The 20625-nt window shown below is 63.9% G+C and carries 19 protein-coding genes; 11 read left to right on the forward strand and 8 right to left on the reverse strand.

The window, feature by feature from the left end:
- The first annotated feature begins 35 nt into the window (after window positions 1–35).
- Window positions 36–1154 carry a pyridoxal phosphate-dependent aminotransferase gene (locus ACUY1T_RS01585; protein WP_446020215.1) on the forward strand — a complete coding sequence of 373 codons (1119 nt, stop codon included), beginning with the start codon at window positions 36–38 and terminating at the stop codon, window positions 1152–1154.
- Here ACUY1T_RS01585 and ACUY1T_RS01590 read toward each other — a convergent pair.
- Entirely contained in the window at window positions 1145–2557 is a 1413-nt protein-coding gene (locus ACUY1T_RS01590) for a sigma-54 interaction domain-containing protein (RefSeq protein WP_446019964.1), read from the reverse strand. The genes ACUY1T_RS01585 and ACUY1T_RS01590 overlap by 10 nt on opposite strands.
- 177 nt (window positions 2558–2734) lie before the next feature.
- On the opposite strand from ACUY1T_RS01590, the gene speB reads away from it, so the two are divergent.
- The 9 genes from speB to ACUY1T_RS01635 all read left to right on the forward strand — a co-directional run bounded on the left by speB (window position 2735) and on the right by ACUY1T_RS01635 (window position 12086).
- A complete protein-coding gene (gene speB, locus ACUY1T_RS01595; protein ID WP_446019965.1) occupies window positions 2735–3685 on the forward strand; it encodes an agmatinase in 951 nt (316 codons plus the stop codon).
- Window positions 3686–3729: 44 nt separating this feature from the next.
- Window positions 3730–5112, forward strand: a complete 1383-nt coding sequence (locus ACUY1T_RS01600; RefSeq protein WP_446019966.1) for a YjiH family protein — start codon at window positions 3730–3732, stop codon at window positions 5110–5112.
- 98 nt (window positions 5113–5210) lie between these two features.
- Window positions 5211–6815, forward strand: coding sequence for a 5-guanidino-2-oxopentanoate decarboxylase (locus ACUY1T_RS01605; RefSeq protein WP_446019967.1), 1605 nt, complete (start codon window positions 5211–5213; stop codon window positions 6813–6815).
- 11 nt (window positions 6816–6826) lie between these two features.
- On the forward strand, window positions 6827–8272 hold the full coding sequence (locus tag ACUY1T_RS01610) for an aldehyde dehydrogenase family protein (RefSeq protein WP_446020216.1): 1446 nt from the start codon (window positions 6827–6829) through the stop codon (window positions 8270–8272).
- A 73-nt stretch (window positions 8273–8345) separates the two neighbouring features.
- Window positions 8346–8834 carry an N-acetyltransferase family protein gene (locus ACUY1T_RS01615; protein ID WP_446019968.1) on the forward strand — a complete coding sequence of 163 codons (489 nt, stop codon included), beginning with the start codon at window positions 8346–8348 and terminating at the stop codon, window positions 8832–8834.
- 155 nt (window positions 8835–8989) lie between these two features.
- Complete coding sequence (locus ACUY1T_RS01620) at window positions 8990–9985, forward strand: TRAP transporter substrate-binding protein (RefSeq protein ID WP_446019969.1); 996 nt, start codon at window positions 8990–8992, stop codon at window positions 9983–9985.
- 1 nt (window position 9986) lies between these two features.
- A complete protein-coding gene (locus ACUY1T_RS01625; protein WP_446019970.1) occupies window positions 9987–10529 on the forward strand; it encodes a TRAP transporter small permease in 543 nt (180 codons plus the stop codon).
- Window positions 10526–11785: a TRAP transporter large permease gene (locus tag ACUY1T_RS01630; RefSeq protein ID WP_446019971.1), complete on the forward strand. Its 1260-nt coding sequence runs from the start codon at window positions 10526–10528 to the stop codon at window positions 11783–11785. The genes ACUY1T_RS01625 and ACUY1T_RS01630 overlap by 4 nt, the downstream gene beginning before the upstream one ends.
- A gap of 85 nt (window positions 11786–11870) precedes the next feature.
- On the forward strand, window positions 11871–12086 hold the full coding sequence (locus ACUY1T_RS01635; RefSeq protein WP_159551913.1) for a hypothetical protein: 216 nt from the start codon (window positions 11871–11873) through the stop codon (window positions 12084–12086).
- Between the two features lie 6 nt (window positions 12087–12092).
- Here the strand turns inward: ACUY1T_RS01635 and ACUY1T_RS01640 are convergent, their stop codons facing one another.
- Window positions 12093–12680 (reverse strand): DUF938 domain-containing protein, encoded by a 588-nt coding sequence (locus ACUY1T_RS01640; RefSeq protein WP_446019972.1) that lies wholly within the window; start codon window positions 12678–12680, stop codon window positions 12093–12095.
- Window positions 12681–12964: 284 nt separating this feature from the next.
- Between ACUY1T_RS01640 and ACUY1T_RS01645 the strand changes: the two genes are divergently transcribed.
- Entirely contained in the window at window positions 12965–14452 is a 1488-nt protein-coding gene (locus ACUY1T_RS01645; RefSeq protein WP_446019973.1) for an HDOD domain-containing protein, read from the forward strand.
- 15 nt (window positions 14453–14467) lie between these two features.
- On the opposite strand, the gene ACUY1T_RS01650 is transcribed toward ACUY1T_RS01645, so the two are convergent.
- From ACUY1T_RS01650 to ACUY1T_RS01675, 6 genes are all read right to left on the reverse strand, one after another.
- Window positions 14468–15856 carry an HTH domain-containing protein gene (locus ACUY1T_RS01650; RefSeq protein ID WP_446019974.1) on the reverse strand — a complete coding sequence of 463 codons (1389 nt, stop codon included), beginning with the start codon at window positions 15854–15856 and terminating at the stop codon, window positions 14468–14470.
- Between the two features lie 46 nt (window positions 15857–15902).
- Window positions 15903–16949, reverse strand: a complete 1047-nt coding sequence (gene rluF, locus ACUY1T_RS01655) for a 23S rRNA pseudouridine(2604) synthase RluF (protein WP_446020217.1) — start codon at window positions 16947–16949, stop codon at window positions 15903–15905.
- 133 nt (window positions 16950–17082) lie between these two features.
- Complete coding sequence (locus tag ACUY1T_RS01660) at window positions 17083–17403, reverse strand: cytochrome C oxidase subunit IV family protein (RefSeq protein WP_446019975.1); 321 nt, start codon at window positions 17401–17403, stop codon at window positions 17083–17085.
- Window positions 17404–17412: 9 nt separating this feature from the next.
- Window positions 17413–18147 (reverse strand): heme-copper oxidase subunit III family protein, encoded by a 735-nt coding sequence (locus ACUY1T_RS01665; RefSeq protein ID WP_446019976.1) that lies wholly within the window; start codon window positions 18145–18147, stop codon window positions 17413–17415.
- A gap of 10 nt (window positions 18148–18157) precedes the next feature.
- Complete coding sequence (locus ACUY1T_RS01670; RefSeq protein WP_446019977.1) at window positions 18158–18826, reverse strand: cytochrome c oxidase subunit 3; 669 nt, start codon at window positions 18824–18826, stop codon at window positions 18158–18160.
- A complete protein-coding gene (locus ACUY1T_RS01675) occupies window positions 18823–20622 on the reverse strand; it encodes a cytochrome c oxidase subunit I (RefSeq protein WP_446019978.1) in 1800 nt (599 codons plus the stop codon). The genes ACUY1T_RS01670 and ACUY1T_RS01675 overlap by 4 nt, the downstream gene beginning before the upstream one ends.
- Window positions 20623–20625 lie beyond the last annotated feature (3 nt).

Raw genomic sequence — 20625 nt, forward strand, 5'->3', positions numbered from 1 at the left:
GCAACGATCTTCACACCCTGTCCCTGGAGTGCAGCATGCCGCGTTTTCCCGACCACCTGACCGGCCCCGGCCCCAGCAATCCCTTTCCCGGCATCAAGGTGCTGGAACGACGCATAGGCCGCGAAATTCCCCATCGCCTGGGCTCCAACGAAGGCCTCGACATGCCCCACCGGGCACTGCGTGAACGTTTCGGCGATGCCATGGTGGAGCACGTCTACTGCTATGGCGACTCGGAGGCGCTGGGGGTACGTCGACGCCTCGCGTCGCTCTACGGCCTGCCGCTGGAAAACACCCTGGTCGATGCCGGGGCCGACAGCCTCATTGCCCTGTCGCTGCGCAGCGTGGCCACGCCCGGCTGCACGGTGGTGAGCGCCAGCGGTACCTACCCCACCTTCGGCTACTTCGCCCGAGGCCAGGGCTGCCACCTCGTCGAACGTCCCTACCGTGAGGCCCCGGGGCTGCTCTCGCCAGACCTGAATGCCCTGCTGGCCAGTGCCCATGAGCATGGGGCCCGGCTCGTCTACATCGCCAACCCCGACAATCCCAGCGGTCATTTGCACAGCGACGAGGAGATCCGCCAACTGCGCGCCGAACTTCCCGAAGAGTGCTGGTTGCTGGTCGACGAGGCCTACCACGACTTCCGCGATGATGCCGATTCGACCTTCAGCCGCGAGGTACTGCCCGGCGTGATCCGCTTGCGCACGCTCTCCAAGGCGCACGGCCTGGCGGGGCTGCGTATCGGTTACGCTATCGCCGAGCCAGAGACCCTCGCCATGATGATGAAGGTACGCATCCACTATGCGGTATCGACCCTGACCCAGGCCGCCGCCGAGACCGTGCTCGACCACCACAGCGAGGTGGAAGCTCACGTACGCGAGGTGAAGCAGCGCCGCGAGCGACTGGCCGCGCATTTCCGCGACCTGGGCGCCGAGGTGCTGCCCAGCGCGACCAACTTCATCGCCCTGCGCCTGCCCAGCGCGGAGCTGGCAGGGCGGCTGAATCAGGAGCTGCTGGAAGCCGGCCGGCTCATTGCCCGCCCCGCTCATCCCGACCTGGGCCACGTGCTGCGCATCACCGCGGTGGAGGATGCCCTGGCGCCCGGCCGTTTCGAGATCCTCGAACGGGCCATCATGGAGAACTCGGCTCAGCGCTGAATCTTTAGCCCGTGCCTCTTCAGCTTGCGCACGACGCTTGGCTGGCTGATGCCCAGCCGCTTAGCGATGGCGTAGGTGCTGGGGAGCGTCCGGCACAGCACCTGAAGCACCGCGTACTCGGCCCGGGCCAGGTAGTCGCTCAGCCCCTCATGCTCGGCCAGTGCGGTCAGCGCCGGGTCCCCGTCCGGGGGCGACATGTTCGGTGACGCCGTGGCGTTACCCAGCGTCGGCGATTGGATCACGTCCCCGGGGCTCGACAGCCAGGCGCGTTCCAGCCAGTTCTCCAGTTCACGCACATTGCCCGGCCAGTCGCCACCCATCAGCTCCGACCATACGCTGCCATGCAGCAGCTTGCGTTCGCCGTAGCGCTGGTTGAGACGCTCGAGACACGCCTCGGCCAGCGCCGGAATGTCCTCCCGACGCTCACGCAGCGGCGGCAGCGTGAGCGGGATCACATTGAGCCGGTAGTAGAGGTCGAGGCGGAACGCCCCCGTCTCCACGCGCTTGGCCAGATCCTGATTGGTGGCAACCACCAGGCGAAAGTCGACCCGACGCGGCCGGGTATCGCCGAGGCGCGTGACGCTGCCGTCCTGGATCACCTTGAGCAGCTTGGTCTGCATCGGCAGCGGCAGCTCACCGATCTCGTCGAGGAACAGGGTTCCCCCTTCCGCCTGCTCCAGCAGCCCCGCCTTGCCCTGGCGCGCCGCGCCGCTGAAGGCGCCTGGCTGGTAGCCGAACATTTCCGACTCGAACAGGTTCTCCGGGATGGCAGCGCAGTTCACGTCGACGAACGGCCCCTGGCTACGCCGGCTCCAACGGTGCAACTGCCTGGCAAAGGCGGTCTTGCCGACGCCTGACTCGCCCAGCATCAGCACCGTGGCATCCGAGGGCGCCACGCGCTTGAGCAGCAGGGCCAGCTCGCGCATCAGCTCGCTGCGCACCTCCAGGCTGTCGAGCATATCGTCGAGCAGACCTTCCTCAGCGCTCGACCCGCCCTGGCTGCGCTTGAGGTGTTCGCTGAAGCGTTTTTGCAGCAGCGCGTACTCATCCTGCAGCAGCTGCAGGTCGGTGAGGTCGCGGGAGCGGCTGACGATACGCTCGAGCCGACCGTTGACATAGACGGGATGCGCCTCTGCGATCACCCGCCGGCCCGTGCCGGTGACCTGCATCAGCTGTGCCGGCTTGCCGGTACGGATCACCTCGAGGCTGATGGAAGGCTTGAGTACCCCCTCTGCCTCGAGCTGCTGCACCGTGCTACCGATCAGGCGCTCCCGCGCCATGCCATAGACCGCCGCGGCGCCCGGGCTGACGTCGAGCACCCGTCCCGAGCCGCAGACGATGAAGAAATGATCGTTAGCCGTCTCGACGATGGTCTTGATCACCTCTCGGTCGATTTCATTCATATGGTCGCCCAGCGATTCAAGAGTGAATTGCAATTCGATATTGAATCAATTAACGCGCCGTATTGATGCAATCATGCATCACTTGACCTGACAAGCCCCTGGTGACGGGGCGCTGCAGTTGGCATGAAAGCTGCTACATGTTGGTAGACATGCAGACACAGCTTCCAGGAGCCCATCATGCCCGACTTCAACCAGCCGCTCGGCGGCAACGAGATGCCTCGCTTCGGTGGCCCCGCCACCATGATGCGCCTACCCACCCAGCCCACCGCCGAAGGGCTGGACGTCGCCTTCATCGGCGTGCCCTTGGATATCGCCACCTCAAACCGTCCCGGCACGCGCCTGGGGCCGCGCCAGATACGCGACGAGTCGCGCATGCTGCGGCCCTACAACATGGCCACCCGCGCCGCGCCCTTCGACAGCCTGCAGGTGGCCGACATTGGCGACGTGCCGATCAACACCTTCCATCTGCCCAAGACGGTGGACATCATCAGCGCCTTTTACGACGAGGTGCTCGGCCATGGCTGCATCCCGCTGACGCTTGGCGGCGATCATGTGATCACCCTGCCGATCCTGCGCGCCATCGCCCGCAAGCACGGCCCGGTGGGGCTGATCCATATCGACGCCCACGCTGACGTCAACGAGCACATGTTCGGCGAACCCCTCGCCCACGGCACACCGTTCCGCCGCGCCCAGGAGGAAGGGCTGCTGGCCAAGGGCAAGGTGGTGCAGATCGGCCTGCGCGGTACCGGCTACGCCGCCGAGGACTTCGACTGGTGCCGCCAGCAGGGTTTCCGCGTCGTCACCGCCGAGGAGTGCTGGTACCGCTCACTCGAGCCGCTGATGGCGGAAGTTCGCGAGCAGATGGGCGATACCCCGGTCTACGTCACCTTCGACATCGACGGTCTCGACCCCTCGGTGGCACCAGGTACCGGCACCGTCGAGATGGGCGGGCTGACCTCGACCCAGGGGCTCGAGATCGTGCGTGGCGCCGCCGGTCTCAACATCGTCGGCGGTGACCTGGTCGAGGTCTCGCCGCCGTACGACACCAGCGGCAATACGGCGCTGATGGGCGCCACCCTGCTCTATGAAATGCTGTGCGCCCTGCCGGGCGTAATGCGCCGCGACTGACATGACATTGCATGACACTACAACGACAACCCAAGGGAAATCCCATGTCCACCACTGACACCACCCGCCGAAGCGCCGCCGTCCCAGCGCCTTTCGAACGCGGCAACCTGCTGAAATTCATTATTCCCTCAGCCATCGGCGTCAGCCTGTTCCTGGTGCCGTTCAAGGTAGGCGACACCATCAATATCGGCATGGGGCTGATGGCCGATGGCCTCAAGGCGCTGCTAGAGGGTGCCTTGCCGGCCATTGCCGTGATCGTGCTGGTACTCTCGGTGCTGGCGACCTCTTGGGTCAAGCTGACCCGGCCTCGCTGGGCCGAGAAGGGCGTGCTGCGCGACATGTTCCACGTCGGGCCAGTGTGGTTCGGCATGCGCCTCCTGGGCGCGGCCTTCGCCCTGATGACCTTCTTCCAGTTCGGGCCCGAGTTCGTCACCGCCTCCTTCACCGGTGGGGTGATGCTCAACGACCTGGCCCCGGTGTTGCTGACCTTCTTCTTCTTCGCCGCCCTGCTGCTGCCGTTCCTGGTCGAGTTCGGCTTCATGGAGTTCATCGGCAGCCTGGTGCGCAAGCCGTTCCGGGTGATCTTCAACCTGCCCGGCCGCAGCGCGATCGATGCCACCGCCTCGTGGATGGGCTCGGGCACCGTGGGCGTACTGATCACGACCCAGCAATACGAACAAGGCTACTACAGCCGCCGCGAAGCCTCGGTCATCGCCACCAATTTCTCCATCGTGTCGATCGCCTTCAGCCTGCTGATCACCAGCTTCGTCGACCTCAACCACATGTTCGTGCAGTTCTACTTCACCGTGGTGGTGGCCGGACTGATCGCCGCGGTCATCGTGCCGCGCCTGCCGCCGCTGTCGCGCAAGCCCGACACCTACTACGAGCCAGTCGGCTGTCAACTGGCCGAGAAGCGCACCGAGGAGATGGGCCTGCTGCGCTACAGCCTGACCCAGGCGGTACGCCGCGCCGAGCACGCCCCGGGCCCCAGGGAGCTCGCCCGCAACGCGCTGTTCAACGTGGCCGACATCTTCCTCGGCCTGCTGCCACTGGTCTTCGCCATCGGTACCGTGGCGCTGATACTCGCCGAGTTCACGCCGCTGTTCACCTGGCTCTCCTACCCCATGGTGCCGGTGCTCGAACTGCTGCGCATTCCCGAGGCCGAGGCGGCTGCCCCTGCTACCCTGGTGGGCTTTGCCGACATGTTCCTGCCGGCGGTACTGGCCACCAACATCGAGAGCGAGCTGACCCGCTTCGTCATCGCCTGCCTGTCGCTGACCCAGTTGATCTACATGTCGGAGATCGGTGCGCTGCTGCTCAAGTCGAAGATCCCCCTCAAGCTGTGGGAGCTGGTAGCCATCTTCCTGCTACGCACGGCCATCACGCTGCCGATCATCGCCTTCATGGCCCATGCGTTCTTCTTTTAACCAGCCACGCGCAACGGGCTTCGAGTCGAGAGCAACCCACAGCGTCGCCCGTCGCCCGTCGCCCGTAGCCCGTAGCCCGTAGCCCAGAGAGGTTCACCATGACCTGCGCCCAGTTGCTTTTGACGCTCTTGAGCAAGCGCTATGGGGTCGACACCGTGTTCGGCATCCCCGGGGTGCATACCGTCGCGCTCTATCGCGGCCTCACCGACGGCGCGCTCCGCCACGTCACGCCGCGCCACGAACAGGGCGCCGGCTTCATGGCCGACGGCTACGCCCGCGCCACCGGCAAGCCCGGCGTCTGCCTGATCATCACCGGGCCAGGCATGACCAACATTGCCACCGCCATGGGCCAGGCGCTGGCCGACTCGATCCCCATGCTGGTGATCTCCAGCGTCAATCGTCGCGACACCCTGGGCCGCGGCCAGGGCCGATTGCACGAGCTTGCGAACCAGCAGCAGCTGATGGCGGGTGTCTCCCGCTTCAGCCACACCCTGCTCGACCCCACCGCCCTGCCCGAAGTGCTGGCCCGTGCCTTTGCCGTGTTCCAGGGCCAACGCCCCGGCCCGGTGCACATCGAGATCCCCATCGATCTGTTCGACTCGCCAGTGGAGATGACAGACCTGCCGCTGCCGGCGCGGCTCTACAGCCCGGCGCCCGACCCCGAGGGGCTGGCACTGGCCGCCGAATGGCTGCGTGAAGCAAAGCGCCCACTGGTGCTGCTGGGCGGTGGTTGCGTGGATGCACCCGAAGCGGCCAGGGCGTTGGTCGAGAGGCTCGATGCACCCACCGTGACCACCATCAATGCCAAGGGCCTGCTGGGTCGCGATCATCCTCTCGATCTGGGCGCCAACGCGGCGCTGCCGGCGGTGCGCGAGCTGGCCCGTAAGGCCGACGTCATCCTGGCGGTGGGCACCGAACTCGGCGAGACCGACTACGACGTGGTGTTCGACGATGGCTTCGCACTCCACGGCAGGTTGATCCGCATCGACCTCGACGCCCAGCAACTGGTGCGCAACCAGCAAGTCGCGCTGGGCCTGGTGGGCGATGCCGGACGCAGCCTGGCCTTGCTCACCGAGTATTTTGCCGAACCGCTCTCACGCGACGGCGCCGCACGCACAGCCGCCACGCTCGAGGCGCTCGGGCTCGAAGCCGACCCTGCCTTCGCTCCCTTCGTGCCGCTCTACGCCGCCCTGCGCGAGGCATTTCCCGAGGCGATCCTGGTCGGCGATTCCACCGCCCCGGTCTACGCCGGCAATCACCTCGTCTCGCAGCCCGCCCCGCGGCGCTACTTCAACGCCTCCACCGGCTACGGCACCCTCGGCTATGGCCTGCCGGCGGCACTCGGCGCCCAACTGGGCCAGCCGACGCTGCCCGTGGTGGCACTGGTCGGCGACGGTGGCGTGATGTTCACCCTCAGTGAACTCGCCACCGCCGTGGAGCAATGCCTGCCAGTGGTGATCGTGCTGTGGCACAACCAGGGCTATGAAGAGATCCGCCGCTACATGGACGCCCATGGCGTGGCGCGCTGCGGCGTCGACATCCAGGCGCCGGACTTCCAGACCGTCGCCGCCGGCTTCGGCTGCCTGGCCACCCGGATCGGCAATCCCGCCGAGCTGGCCCGAGCCCTCGCCATTCGCCCCAGCGACGGCCCCTTATTGATCGAAGTGGACGCCAACGCCTGGCTCGAGGCCATCGACTCATGAAGGGACTTTCCATGCAGCAGCTCGATCACCAATTCATCGACAACCGCTGGCTACCCTCACGGGGAGAACGCCGCCTGGCGGTGATGAATCCCTATCGTGAAGAGGTGATTGCCGAGGTTACCGCCGGCCACCCTGACGACGTCGACGATGCCGTAGCCGCAGCACGCCGCGCCCTGCCTGCCTGGCGAGCGCTCTCCGGTGCCGAGCGTGGCGCCTACCTCGAGGGCTTTGCCGATGGCCTGGCCCAGCGTCGGGAGGAGCTGATCCGGCTCTCCTCGACCAACAATGGCAAGGTGCTGGCCGAGGCCGCTATCGACCTCGACGATGCCATCGCCTGCTACCGCTACTACGCGCGTCAGGCACGCAAACTCGATCAACGCCAAGGTCAGCTCGTGGAGCTGGAATTGGGTGGCATCGAGGCGCGCTGCTATCACGATCCGGTGGGCGTGGTCGGCCTGATCACACCGTGGAATTTCCCGCTGGTGACCAGTGCCTGGAAGCTCGCCCCGGCACTGGCCGCCGGCTGCACCGCGGTACTCAAGCCCTCCGAGGTGACACCGCTGCCCGAGCGGGCATTGGCCGAGATCGCCCAGGAGATTGAGCTGCCCGCCGGCGTACTCAACCTGCTGTTCGGCGACGGCGAGGGCATCGGTGCACCGCTTGCCGCTCACCCCGGTATCGACAAGGTCTCGTTCACCGGCAGCAACCGGGTCGGCGAATCGGTGATGCGCGCCGCCGCCGAACGCACCGCCGACGTCTCGCTGGAACTCGGCGGCAAATCGCCGATCCTGGTGATGGACGGTGCCGACCCCGCGCAGGCAGCCGATTGGGTCATGGCCGGCATCTACTTCAACGCCGGGCAGATCTGCTCGGCCACCTCGCGGCTGATCGTCCACCAAGCCATCGCCGAAAAGCTGTACGCCGCCCTGGCGGCACGCATCGACGCCCTCGTACTGGGCGATCCCTTGGATGAGGGGACCGACATGGGGCCGCTGACCAGCGCCCGCCAGCGCGAGAACGTCCAGGCCTATCTCACCGTCGCCCAGCGGGAAGGGCTCAGCGCAGTGCGAGATGCCCATCACCGGCAATTGCCCAAGCAGGGCTATTTCGTTGCCCCGGTTCTCTATCGCGACGTGCCGACGCAGAGCCGACTCTGGCGCGAGGAGATCTTCGGCCCGGTACTGTGTGCCCGCAGCGTGGCCAGCGAACAGGAGGCGATCGACCTGGCCAACGACTGCGACTTCGGCCTGGCGGCAACCGTCGTGAGCGGCGATGTCGAGCGGGCCCGGCGCATCGGACGCCAGCTACAGGCAGGCAGCATCTGGTTCAACAGCGAACAGCTGGTACTGCCAGAAACCGGCTGGGGCGGCTTCAAGCGCAGCGGCATCGGCCGCGAACTCGGCCCTTGGGGACTTTCGGCCTACCTGGCCGTCAAGCATATCGTTGGCCCAGCATGAGAGCGAAATTGCCCTTCGGATGATGACATGACATAGAATCGAGGGCCGATGCCTGGTATCAAGGAGGAGACCGATGATCCGCATCCGCCCCTACCAGTCGGGCGACTGGCCCGCCATGTGGGAATTCATTGCCCCAGTGCTGCACGCCGGCGACAGCTATGCCGTACCCAGCCGCATCAGCGAGCCCGATGCCTACCGCATGTGGGTGGAGCTGCCCCGTGCCGTACGCGTGGCCGAGGACACCGCCGGCAACCTACTTGGCACCTATTTCCTCAAGCCCAACCAGCCGGGCCCCGGCGATCACGTGTGCAACTGTGGCTACCTGGTAGCCGAGCAGGCCCGCGGCCAGGGCATCGCCAACAAGCTGTGCGAGGACTCGCTGCGTGTGGCGCGTGAGCTGGGCTTCACCGCCATGCAGTTCAACATGGTGGTCTCGACCAACGAGGTGGCGATCCGTCAGTGGCAGAAGCATGGCTTCGAGATCGTCGGCACCCTGCCCTGTGCCTTTCGCCATCCACAGCAGGGGTTGGTCGACGCCCACATCATGTACCGCCTCCTGTAAGGAAATGGCCTGCGTGAGTGAATCGCTGTATCGCGCTTCAACTCGCCCGGTGACTTCTTTGGCGCTGTGTTACTCAATGTCAGCACGACGATTGACCCTGTCGGGGCCGTTGGGGCATCCTCACAACGGCTTGACCCGACAAAGGAAAATTAAAAATGAAAACGTTTGCACGCCGCACGCTGGCACTCGGCATTTCCCTCGCCCTGGCCTCCGCTGCCCAGGCTTCCGATTTCGAGGACATGGATCCGGTCACCCTGCGCCTGGCCCACGTGGTCAACGAGCAGGATGGCTTTCATATCGCCGCGGTCAAATTCCAGGAGCTGGTCGCCGAGCGCACGGAGGGTGCCGTCTCCATCGATATCTACCCCAACGCCTCGCTGGGCGACGAGCGCACCCTGCTGGAAGGCATGCAGATCGGCACCGTCGACATGGGCGTGATCACCAACGGCCCAGTGGCCAACTTCGTCGAGGAAATGGCGGTATTCGAACTGCCGTTCCTGTTCCCCTCGCCGGAAGCCGCCTACGAGGTGCTCGACGGCCCCATCGGCCAGGAGCTGCTCGACAAGCTTGCCGACGTCAATCTCAAGGGCCTGGCCTATGCCGAGCGCGGTTTTCGCAACCTGACCAACAGCGAGCGTCCGGTTCGCAGCCCGCAGGATCTCGATGGCCTGCGTATCCGCGTGATGGAGAACCCCGTCTACACCGACACCTTCCGTGAGCTTGGCGCCAACGCCATTCCCATGGCCTGGACCGAAGCCTTGACCGCCATGCAGCAGGGCACCATCGATGGTCAGGAGAACCCGGTCAACGTCATCCACTCGTTCAAGCTCAACGAGACCCAGGATCACATGACGCTGTCGCGCCACACCTACGCGCCGGCGATCTTCGTCATGGGCATGCCGGCCTGGAACCAGCTCCCCGAAGCCGCCCAGGAAGTGTTGGTACAGGCTGCCCGGGAAGCTGCCGAGCATGAGCGCCGCATGAACGCCGAGATGGAAGCCGACCAGCTCGACGAACTGCGCGCCGCCGGCATGGAGATCGTCGACGATGCCGACCTCGAGGCCTTCCAGGCCGCCGTGGCCCCGGTCTACGAGAAATACGGCGATCAGTTCGGCGACTACCTGACTCGCATCCAGGAGGCGTTGCAGTAACGTGAGCTCTCCGCTGCACGCCTTCACGGGCCTGCTGCAGCGTAGCGAACGCGCCCTCGACGCCGTCATGCAGCCCATCGTGTTCCTGGGCATGGCGGCGTTGATCGGCGTGATCACGCTGCAGATCGTGTCTCGCGTCTTCTTTACCGCGGTGGGCTGGACCGAGGAGGTCGCTCGCTTCCTGCTGGTCTGGATCACCTTCCTCGGCGCCACCCTGGCGTTCCAGCGTGGCCGCCATATCGCCGTGACCTTCGTCGTCGACGCCCTGCCCGAGCGGCTGGCCCAGTTGGCCCGCATTGCCGCCGTGCTGGTGGCACTGGGCTTTATGCTCGCGCTGATCGTGATCGGCTACCGCTACATGCAGGTGCAAAGCTTCCAGCGCTCCGCTTCGCTGCGACTTTCGATGACCTATGTCTACGCCGTGATACCGTTCTCCGCCGCGATCATGGCCTGGTATGCCTTGATCGACGTGATCGAACTCATCGTCAGAGGCCCCGGGGCCACTGGTACCGGTAGCGGCACCGCTGAGGAGCCGCCGGCATGACGGGGCTGCTCTTCCTACTGTTCTTCGCCTTCATGCTGCTGGGCGTGCCCATTGCACTCGCCATCGGCGCCAGCACCCTACTCGCCCTGAACGCCCAAGGCGTGCCGCTGATGGTGGTTACCCAGCAGATGTTCCAGGGCATCAACTCCTTCGCCCTGGTGGCAGTGCCCATGTTCATTCTCGCCGGCGACCTGATGGCACAGGGCAAGGTCAGCGAGAAGCTGGTCGATTTCGCCGATTCGCTGTTCGGCTTCCTCAAGGGCGGTCTTTCCATCGTCTCGGTCGGTGCCGGCATGTTCTTCGCCGCCATCTCCGGCTCCGGTGCCGCCACCACCGCTGCCGTCGGTTCGAGCCTGGTGCCGGAACTCAGGCGCAAGGGTTACGAGCCGGCCTCGGCGGCCAGCCTGATCGCCGCCAGCGGCACCATCGGCGTGGTCATCCCGCCCTCGGTGCCGATGATCATCTACGCCGTGGTCGCCCAGCAGTCGGTATCGAAGCTGTTTCTCAACGGCATCATCCCGGGCATTCTCATGGGCATCGGCCTTGCGGCCATTGCCATCACCCAGGCCTACCGGCGCAACTACCCACGCGGCACCGCGCTGTCGCCGACCACGATCTGGCGCACCTTCAAGAGTGCCAGTTGGGGACTGATGACGCCGGTCATCATCCTCGGCGGCATCTTCTCGGGGATCTTCACACCTAGTGAGGCGGCGGTGGTGGCGGTCAACTACGCCCTGCTGGTGTCGTTGTTCGTCTACCGGGACCTCAAGCTTGCCGATGTCTACCGAATCCTGATCCGCTCGGCGATCACCACTTCCGTGATCATGCTGGTCATCGCCACCTCGGCGGTGCTGAGCTGGACGCTTTCGAGCTGGCAGGTGCCCGGCGCCATCGCCCAGGCGGTGCTGTCGCTCTCCACCGACCCCTACGTGATCATGCTGCTGGTCGTCGCGGTCATCCTGCTCACCGGTGTGTTCATCGAAACCGCCAGCGCCCTGATCATTCTCACTCCGGTGCTGTTGCCGCTGGTGCTGCAGCTCGGCATCGACCCGATCCACTTCGGCATCATCATCGTGATGGGGCTGGCCATCGGCATGATCACGCCCCCCGTGGCAATCAACCTCTACGTCGCCTCGTCGGTCACCCAACTGCCGCTGGAGCGCATCACCCGTGCCATCCTGCCCTACCTGCTCGGACTCATCGCGGTCCTGCTGCTGGTGGTCTATGTCCCGATCCTGCTGGGCTGGTCGGGATGAAGCCGCTTCAACCACTTGACGACCTTGCGGTCTGGCCTCAGGCTGGCCGCTGAACCACCCATCGAAGGGATTCCACGTGATTACCATGCTGCGCCTCGCATTTCCTCTTGGTCTTGCCCTTGGCCTCGCCCTGCTCGCGGGCTGCACCACCTACACCTACGAAGACGGCAACCGCGAGACCCTATGGGGCGTCCCGGCCGAGGAGGAAACCCGGCGCTACGAGGACGATCGCCAGGCCGAAGGCGTACGCTATCGCGTACCGGGACAGGTCGACGAGACCCGCAGCGAAGCGGAGCAGTGACACCGCTCAGGCATGCAGGCGCAGCACCACGCTGAGGTTGTTGGCTGGCATCTCGATGGTCTGCTCGAGCATGAAGCCATGCGGCTGGGCCTCGGCCACGACGCTCTCGAGATCGCGTACCCCCCAGCGCGGGTCGCGCGCCTTGAGATCGGCATCGAAGGCCGCATTGCTTGGTGAAGTGTGCCGGCCCTCGCGCCGATAGGGACCGTAGAGATAGAGCACCCCGCCCTGCCGCAGGCGTTCGGCCGAACGCGCCATCAATGCCTCGGTGACATCCCAGGGCGAGATGTGCACGAGGTTGATCGCCACCACGGCATCGAAGGGACCGATCGGCCATATTCCCGCCACGTCCAGCGGCAGCGGCTCGAGTAGATTGCCGAGCCCCGCATGCTCACGCCAGGCGCTGATGGAGTCTCGGGCATGAGGGTTGGGGTCGCTGGGCTGCCACACCCAGCCCGGTTTGGCGGCGGCGCAGTGTACGCCATGCTCCCCGCTGCCGCTGGCGACCTCGAGTATCCGGGCGCTCCCGGGCAAGAGCGCGCTCAAGACATCCAATATCGGCTGGCGATTGCGAGCCGCAGCAGGGCTCATCATGCGACGACTCATGCGCTTGGTCGGCCTCACTAGGTAATGATCGATAGATGAACGGAAAGCCCCGGCGTTCCGGTGCGATCGACGCACCATAGCGCAGGCAATTGACGACGTGAACAAGCCCAATTTATCATAGGCCATAAATCGTTTAAGTGATTAATTAGACTTAGATATCAAACTTGGCAAGCTTCACTCCGCTCCTGTGTACCGTGCCATAGCGGTGGGCATCGCCTCAACGCACCGCAACGTCGATAGGGATGCGAAGAACGAAAAATATGGGGATTGATGTGTTTCCATCTTCGCTCAGGCTTTCCCTGGAGAGTTGCGACCAACTGCCTTCCCTGCCACAGGTCGTGCTACGTGTCATCGAACTGGCTCGTGACCCTCAGGTAGATCTGCGCGACATGGTCGCGGCGATCAGCAGCGATCCGGCCCTTGCGGTCCACCTTCTCTCCCTGGCCAATACCGTATTCTACGCCAACCAGCGCCCTGTCGAAGACCTGCAGCAAGCCGTCAATCGACTCGGTATCGAGCGCACCCTGTCGCTGGCCCTGGGCTGCAGCCTGATCCATACCGCCTCCCACGAGGCCGCTTCCAGCCTGAACCTGGAACGCTACTGGCAGCGCTCGCTGCTTAGCGCCCTAAGTGCGCGCCTGCTCGCCGAGCGCGTCGGACTCGAGTCGCAAAGCAGCATCATCTTTACCGCCGCCCTGCTACAGGATATCGGCATGCTCGGCATCCAGGCCGTGGATAGCGAGCGCTACCTCTCGCTGCTGGCGCAGGCGCCAACCCACCATGCCCTGGCCCAGTTGGAGCGCGAAGTCTACGGCATCGATCATACTGGCGTGGGCGAATGGCTGGCCCATCGCTGGAAACTTTCCGTGCGCACCGCCGATTGGATTCGCGGCAGTCACCAGCCCATGGTCTGTGCCGAAACCAACGATCAGAGAGCCAAGAACTGCATCGTCGCTTCAGGCTTGATCGCCGATGCCTGGCGTCAGGGGGAAGCAGCACTAAGTGAACTGGCCACCCAGCTGTCCGAATACTTCGATCTAGACACCAACGAGATGCTCATCCATCTGATCGACCTACAGGAGCAGCTACCCGCCCTGACCACTCTCTACAACATACGCCCACCGGAGCGGCTCGACCCCAAGCAGATCATGCACGAGGCGAAGATGATCCTGCTGGAGCGAACCGCACGCCTGCAGCAGGACCTGCACCGCAAGGAGCAGGAACTCGAACGACTGCGCCGCGAGCAGCAGGCGCTGGAACTCAAGGCGAGACTCGATCCGCTGACCGAACTCTACAACCGTCAGCATCTGGAGAAGACGCTGCGCGAGGCGCTCGAGCACAGTCGGCAAAGCGGTGTACCGCTGTCGGTGATGTTCATCGACCTCGATCACTTCAAGAAGGTCAATGACCGCTTCGGCCATGACGCCGGCGATCGGGTCCTGGTCGAACTGGCTGCCACGCTGCGTCAGGTCATGGAAGAGAATGCGGTCCATGCCGGGCGCTACGGCGGCGATGAGTTCGTGCTGATTCTGCCAAATTACGACGAGCAGAAAGCGCGCACCCTGGCCGAGGCTTTGAGGGCGCGCATCGCATCGCAGACCTTCCCCGCGGCCATTCCGCTACAGGTCACGGCCTCGTTCGGCCTGACAACGCTCGAGCCCGGCGCAACCTGCCATGACATCGAGTCGCTGATGCGCGCTGCCGACCGCAGCATGTACCGTTCGAAGCAGTCGGGCCGCGACCGGGTCTCAGTCGTTTAGCCCAGCCCGGCGTACTCATGGCGCGGTAGGTTGCCTGTCGCCCGCTCCTGTCTGGCTGGCCATGGCCTTGGCAATGAATTCCTCGCTGCGCCGATTGGCCGGGCGATCCTTCAAGCCAGCCCAGTAGGCTTCGAACTCGGGCCGCCTTTCCAGCGTACCGAACTGCATGCCCCATCCGATATGCGAACCGACATACACATCCGCGGCGGTGAAGGTATCGCCTGCGATGTACTTACGGCCCGCCACTGCGCCAGCAAGCGTCTCGACCACCGTCTCGTACTTGCCGCAGCCAAACTGCAGCTCCTGCTCCGGCGTAAGCGAGTAGCCGGCATGCTTGAGCGACACGGCCATTTCCACCGGCCCGGCAGTGAAGAACAGCCAGCGGAAGTAGTCCCCACGCGCCTCGGGCGCCGGCAGGAGACCGGCCTCAGGAAAAGCCTCGGCAAGGTAGGCGCAGATCGCCGCCGCCTCGGTCACCACGGTGTCACCATGGCGGATCGCCGGCACCTTACCCATCGGGTTGACGGCCAGGTATTGGGGCGACTTCATCGAGGTGCCGAACTCGAGCACCTCCATGCGGTAGGGCTGCCCAATCTCCTCCAGCATCCAGTGCACGATGCCGGCTCGCGACAAGGGGTTGGTATAGAAGACGAGTTCCTGTTCCATGATAGACGGCTCCTTCTCTTGGCTTGGGGTGGGAACAGGGTAGACCGTAGCAGTGACAGAACATGGCAGCAGCGTTTGCAGCCACTCCTTGTGCAGCACATGTCGACGCCGCGGATAGCGTTGGCCTGTCGTCACTGCCGCTTCAATGCGATCGGCACGAAAATGACGATAGTCATTACGTAGCTCACACCAGGCGGCAACGATCCGGGTCGATTCGAAGAAGGCAATCGCACAAGGCCAGATGGTGCGGAAAGAGTGCCGCCCCTGCTGGTCGCGGTAGCTGATCTCGAGCTTCTGCTCGTCTCGTATCGCCCGCCGGAGAACCTGGAGATCGACGGACTGTGGCACCTTCCAGCCAGGGCCGATGATAAGCGCCGAGTCCTCCAATTGGTGACGCTGCTCACCGGGCAGCACGGCTGCGACCTTGGCGAGCGCTTCGCCCGCAGCCACGGCCAGACCATCGTCGGCTCGTTCTTCTACCCATTTCAGGCCCAGGGCCACGGCTTCGATCTCCTCCTCGGAGAACATCAATGGCGGCAGCAGCAATCCGGGTTTCAGCACGTAGCCCAGTCCCGCCTCACCCTCGATATCGGCACCGATGGCCTTGAGCGCTGCAATGTCCCGATACAGAGTCCGTAGCGAGATGCCGAGTTCATCCGCCAGCACTGTACCGCTGACGGGCCGGCGATGGTGTCGCAGGGATTGCATGAGATCGAATAGCCGCGTCGTCCGAGACATGGGGGCTGCCTATCCTTACGTCCATTGGTCGAAGAAATACAGGGATTTACCTGCCCGGCTTCGTCCGGCGGGGCTTGCCCCCCCTGCCGGTCTGGCTGCCCGTCGGCTTGGGGTTGCCGTGCAGAGGTTTCCTGTTCCTGGCGTTGGCCGCCTGCTTCGCTCCGGCTCCCTTGCTGGCGGTTCCGCCCTTGGACGCCTTGGACGTAGTTGTCTTGGCCTTGGACGTCTTGCTCTTGGAATTGCCGCTCGAAGACGCCTTGCCTTTATTGGCCTGCCTACCTGTGGCCGCTGCCCCTTTTGCGGTCTTGACCGTCCTGCGCTTGCCTGGCGCCCTGGCTGGCGATGCCTTCCTGCCTTCGACCGCTGCGTCGGACCTGGATCTCTCGGTCAACGCGATGATGGTGTCGATCTCCTTTCCGGTCAGGTCGCGCCAGTCCCCGAGTGCCAGCCCCTTGAGCGATACGTTCATGATCCGGATGCGTTCGAGCCTGGTGACCTCGTAACCGAATTTTTCACACATCCGCCGGATCTGGCGATTCAACCCTTGCACCAGCGTTATGTTGAAAACGAAGGTCGACTCCTTGACGACTTTACAGCGCTTCGTCACCTCGCCCAGGATGCGCACGCCGGAACTCATCGCCACGACGAACTCATCGGTAATCGGCTTGTTGACGGTGACCCGATACTCCTTTTCATGATTGTTGCTGGCCCGCAGGATCTTGTTGACCAGGTCGCCGTTATTGGTCAGGAAGATGAGCCCCTGGGAATCCTTGTCCAGCCGACCGATGGGGAAGATACGCGCCCCGTGCTTGACGAAGTCGACGATGTTGTCCTTCTCGCTCGGCTCGGTGGTGCTGACGATGCCTACCGGCTTGTTCAGGGCGATGAAGATCAGGTCTTCGGCTTCCTGGGGTTCGATGCGCTGACCATTGACCTTGACCTCGTCCCCCGGAAACACCTGATCCCCCGTCCTGGCACGCTTGCCGTTGAGGAGCACGTTGCCCTGCTCGACATAGCGGTCGGCCTCCCGCCTGGAACACATGCCGCTTTCACTGATGTACTTGTTGATACGCGTTGAAGAACCGAGGGCCATAGTGCTCTTACCAGAAGGAATACGGGTGTCTGTCAGGCATTCAAGCATGCGATGGCTGATCGGCGAAAGGCCCAGGTAGGCATCAATCTCCGAATGCATTCATCACTTTCGGAAACCGTCGCCCTTGCAAGCTTCAGTTGGCGAAGATACCCAGACGCGAACTCAGCGTGTAGTTCGCTTCCAGCGCCATCAGGGCTGCGAGGAACAGCAGCGCCCCCGGTGGAACCAGCACGGTATAGATGATCGACAGGCGCTCCCAGGCCATGTGCATGAAGAAGGCTACGATCAGCCCAGCCTTGAGCAACATCAGCAAAGTGATCAAGCCCCACTTGAGCAGGCCCTCGAGCCCCGCGACATCGACCAGGTAGGAGAATACGCTGAGCACGAACAGCCATATCCATACGCGCAGGTAGACGCGCAGCTCGGGTTGGTGATGAGTGTTGTGTTGGTTCATGCCGACCTCCTACCACAGATAGAAGAATGCGAAGATGAAGACCCATACCAGATCGACGAAGTGCCAGTAGAGTCCCAGGCTCTCGATCATCCCGTAGCTGCCCTTGCGACCGGTAAGAAAGCCAGGGCGACCTCCTTCCAGAGACCCGCGCATGACCTTGACCGCCATGATCACGATGAAGATGACGCCGATGGTGACATGGGTGCCGTGAAATCCGGTGATCAGGAAGAACACGGCACCGAACTGGGCCGCCCCCCAGGGATTTACCCAGGGGCGTACCCCCTCTCCAATGAGCATGGTCCACTCGAAGGCCTGCATGCCGACGAAGGTCGCCCCGAGCAGCGCCGTGATCAGCAGCAGCACAGCCGTTCGACGGCGGTCGTTTGCATAGCCGTACTTGACCGCAAGCGCCATGGTGCCGCTGCTCGAGATCAGGATGAAAGTCATGATGGCGATCAGCAGCAGCGGAATCGAATGACCGCCCACATTGAGCGCGAACACCTCGCTGGCATCCGGCCAGGGCTCTACGGTAGACATGCGCAGTACCATGTAGCCGACCAGGAAGCAGGCGAAGATGAACACATCGCTGAGGATGAAGAGCCACATCATCGCCTTGCCCCAGGGCACATCGAACACACGGCGCTCCGCCGACCAGTCGCTGACCAGGCCGGCCATGCCCTCCTGAGTCACTGGCGGGGCAATCTTCTCTGACGACATCGGACTGCTGGGGTGCGGGTTTGCCATGATCCTGTCCTCATGTAGTCAGTAGCAACGCAAAGAGAATCCCCCACACCACCAGCAAAAAATGCCAGTACAGCGCACACAGCTCGATACTGGGCAACATGCTCCGCGGTGTGGCCCCCCGCCGCAGGCGAAACAGGCTGCGCGCCCAGGCAAACAGCCCACCCAGCAGATGCAGGGCGTGCAGTGCCGTCAGCAGGAAGAAGAAGGCATTGGCCGGGTTGGCGGACAGATAGATCCCACTGGCCTGCAGCTGCCACCAGGCTAGCGCCTGGCCCAGGATGAAGGCGATGGTAAATCCCCCTCCCATCAGCAGGCCCCGCTGCAACTGCGTTCCATTGTCACGACGAGCAGCCTTCCAGGCGAACTGCAGCGCCACGCTGCCGAGCACCAGGCAGGCGCTGTTCCACCACAGCAGACCGGGCACCGTCAGCGGTCTCCAGTCATGGCCCATCTCCTGGCGCATCAGATAGGCACTAATGGTCAGCGCAAACAGCGACGAGGCTACGGCCAGGAACACCGCCAGACCCACACGGGGGGCGGTCATCGCAGGCGGCAATTGGCTGCCGCTCTGCGCACCGGTCGCCTGCGACACCCAAGGGCGTACGTTGATCGAATGACTGAATAGCCAGCCACCGAACAGCGCCATCATCACCGCCAGGAACACCAGCGTCACGGTCATGGCGACAGCCTCCTTTCCGAAGCATCCACCGGATCGGCCATCTCGACCTCGTCGGGTGACATGTTCTGGGGAATGAAGTCATGCCTGGTGCCAGGCACCCCATAGTCATAGGCCCAGCGATAGACCACCGGCAGCTCGGCACCGAAGTTGCCATGGCGTGGCGGGGTGTGTTCCGTCTGCCACTCCAGGGTGGTCGCGTGCCAGGGATTGGGCCCTGCCTCGCGACCGTGGAAGTAGCTGCGCACCAGGTTGTAGAAGAACACCAGCTGCACCAGCGCAACGATGATCGCCGCTACGCTCATGAAGGCATTGAGGGTCTGGATCGAATCGGGGATGAAGGCGGTCTCTCCGTAGCCATAGTAGCGGCGCGGCACGCCGGCAAACCCCATGAAGTGCATCGGGTAGAAGATCGCGTAGGTCCCCAGGAAGGTCACCCAGAAGTGTATCTTGCCCAGGGTGTCGTCGAGCATGCGCCCGGTGATCTTGGGGTACCAGTGATAGATCGCGCCGAACACCACCAACACCGGCGCCACCGCCATCACCATGTGGAAGTGGCCGACCACGAAGTAGGTATCCGCCAGCGGCACGTCGACGGTGACGTTGCCCAGGAACAGGCCGCTGAGCCCACCGTTGACGAAGGTGAAGATGAAACCGATGGCGAACAGCATCGGCACCGTCAGGCGAATATTGCCGCGCCATAGCGTGAGCACCCAGTTGTAGACCTTGATCGCCGTGGGTACCGCGATGACCAGGGTGGTGGTGGCAAACAGGAAGCCGAAGTAGGGATTCATGCCGCTGATGAACATGTGGTGGGCCCAGACCACGAAACTGAGCACACCGATGATGATGATCGCCCAGACCATCATGCGGTAGCCGAAGATGTTCTTGCGTGCATGGGTGGCGAGGATATCGGAAACGATGCCGAAGGCCGGCAGCGCGACGATATAGACCTCCGGGTGGCCGAAGAACCAGAACAGGTGCTGGTAGAGCAAGGGGCTCCCCCCCGCTTGGGAAGACTGCTCACCGAGGTTGAGCATTTCCGGCATGAAGAAACTGGTTCCCAGCAGCATGTCGCAAAGCATCATCAGAATCGCCACCAGCAGCGCCGGGAAAGCCAGCAGCGCCATCACCGTGGCAATGAAGATGCCCCAGATGGTCAACGGCAGGCGCATCAATGTCATGCCACGGGTGCGCGCCTGGAGCACTGTGACCACGTAGTTGAGCCCACCCATGGTGAAACCGGCGATGAATACCGCCAGCGAAGCGAACATCAGCAGGATACCGCCATGGATTCCCGGGGTACCGGGGCTGATCGCCTGGGGCGGATAGAGCGTCCAGCCCGCCCCCGTCGCCCCACCGGGCACGAAGAAGCTCGCTGCCAGGATCAAGACCGCCGCCAGGTAGAACCAGTAGCTCAGCATATTGAGGTAGGGAAAGGCCATGTCCCGCGCACCGCACATCAAAGGGATCAGATAGTTGCCAAAGCCCCCCAGGAAGAGGGCGGTGAGGAGATAGACCACCATGATCATGCCGTGCATGGTGACGTACTGCAGATAGCTCGATGGGTCGATCAACGAGAAGGTGTTGGGAAAGCCCAACTGCAAGCGCATCAGGATCGACAGCACCAGCGCCACCAGCCCGATGGCAATGGCGGTCAGTCCGTACTGGATGGCGATCACCTTGGCGTCCTGGCTCCACACGTACTTACCGAGGAAGGTCTTGGGGTGAACCAGCTCCATGTTGTCGAACTCGCCCGCCTGGGCGTGTGGCACGCTGTGCTGTCCGTGTTCCGCCATGAC

The organism is Billgrantia sp. Q4P2 (assembly GCF_052806135.1).

What these genes read in the sequence shown, in the direction of transcription:
- ACUY1T_RS01585 (WP_446020215.1), top strand. Translation starts at nt 36, where the DNA reads ATGCCGCGTTTTCCCGACCACCTGACCGGCCCCGGCCCCAGCAATCCC.
- ACUY1T_RS01590 (WP_446019964.1), bottom strand. Translation starts at nt 2,557, where the DNA reads ATGAATGAAATCGACCGAGAGGTGATCAAGACCATCGTCGAGACGGCT.
- speB (WP_446019965.1), top strand. Translation starts at nt 2,735, where the DNA reads ATGCCCGACTTCAACCAGCCGCTCGGCGGCAACGAGATGCCTCGCTTC.
- ACUY1T_RS01600 (WP_446019966.1), top strand. Translation starts at nt 3,730, where the DNA reads ATGTCCACCACTGACACCACCCGCCGAAGCGCCGCCGTCCCAGCGCCT.
- ACUY1T_RS01605 (WP_446019967.1), top strand. Translation starts at nt 5,211, where the DNA reads ATGACCTGCGCCCAGTTGCTTTTGACGCTCTTGAGCAAGCGCTATGGG.
- ACUY1T_RS01610 (WP_446020216.1), top strand. Translation starts at nt 6,827, where the DNA reads ATGCAGCAGCTCGATCACCAATTCATCGACAACCGCTGGCTACCCTCA.
- ACUY1T_RS01615 (WP_446019968.1), top strand. Translation starts at nt 8,346, where the DNA reads ATGATCCGCATCCGCCCCTACCAGTCGGGCGACTGGCCCGCCATGTGG.
- ACUY1T_RS01620 (WP_446019969.1), top strand. Translation starts at nt 8,990, where the DNA reads ATGAAAACGTTTGCACGCCGCACGCTGGCACTCGGCATTTCCCTCGCC.
- ACUY1T_RS01630 (WP_446019971.1), top strand. Translation starts at nt 10,526, where the DNA reads ATGACGGGGCTGCTCTTCCTACTGTTCTTCGCCTTCATGCTGCTGGGC.
- ACUY1T_RS01635 (WP_159551913.1), top strand. Translation starts at nt 11,871, where the DNA reads ATGCTGCGCCTCGCATTTCCTCTTGGTCTTGCCCTTGGCCTCGCCCTG.
- ACUY1T_RS01640 (WP_446019972.1), bottom strand. Translation starts at nt 12,680, where the DNA reads ATGATGAGCCCTGCTGCGGCTCGCAATCGCCAGCCGATATTGGATGTC.
- ACUY1T_RS01650 (WP_446019974.1), bottom strand. Translation starts at nt 15,856, where the DNA reads ATGTCTCGGACGACGCGGCTATTCGATCTCATGCAATCCCTGCGACAC.
- rluF (WP_446020217.1), bottom strand. Translation starts at nt 16,949, where the DNA reads ATGGCCCTCGGTTCTTCAACGCGTATCAACAAGTACATCAGTGAAAGC.
- ACUY1T_RS01660 (WP_446019975.1), bottom strand. Translation starts at nt 17,403, where the DNA reads ATGAACCAACACAACACTCATCACCAACCCGAGCTGCGCGTCTACCTG.
- ACUY1T_RS01665 (WP_446019976.1), bottom strand. Translation starts at nt 18,147, where the DNA reads ATGGCAAACCCGCACCCCAGCAGTCCGATGTCGTCAGAGAAGATTGCC.
- ACUY1T_RS01670 (WP_446019977.1), bottom strand. Translation starts at nt 18,826, where the DNA reads ATGACCGTGACGCTGGTGTTCCTGGCGGTGATGATGGCGCTGTTCGGT.
- ACUY1T_RS01675 (WP_446019978.1), bottom strand. Translation starts at nt 20,622, where the DNA reads ATGGCGGAACACGGACAGCACAGCGTGCCACACGCCCAGGCGGGCGAG.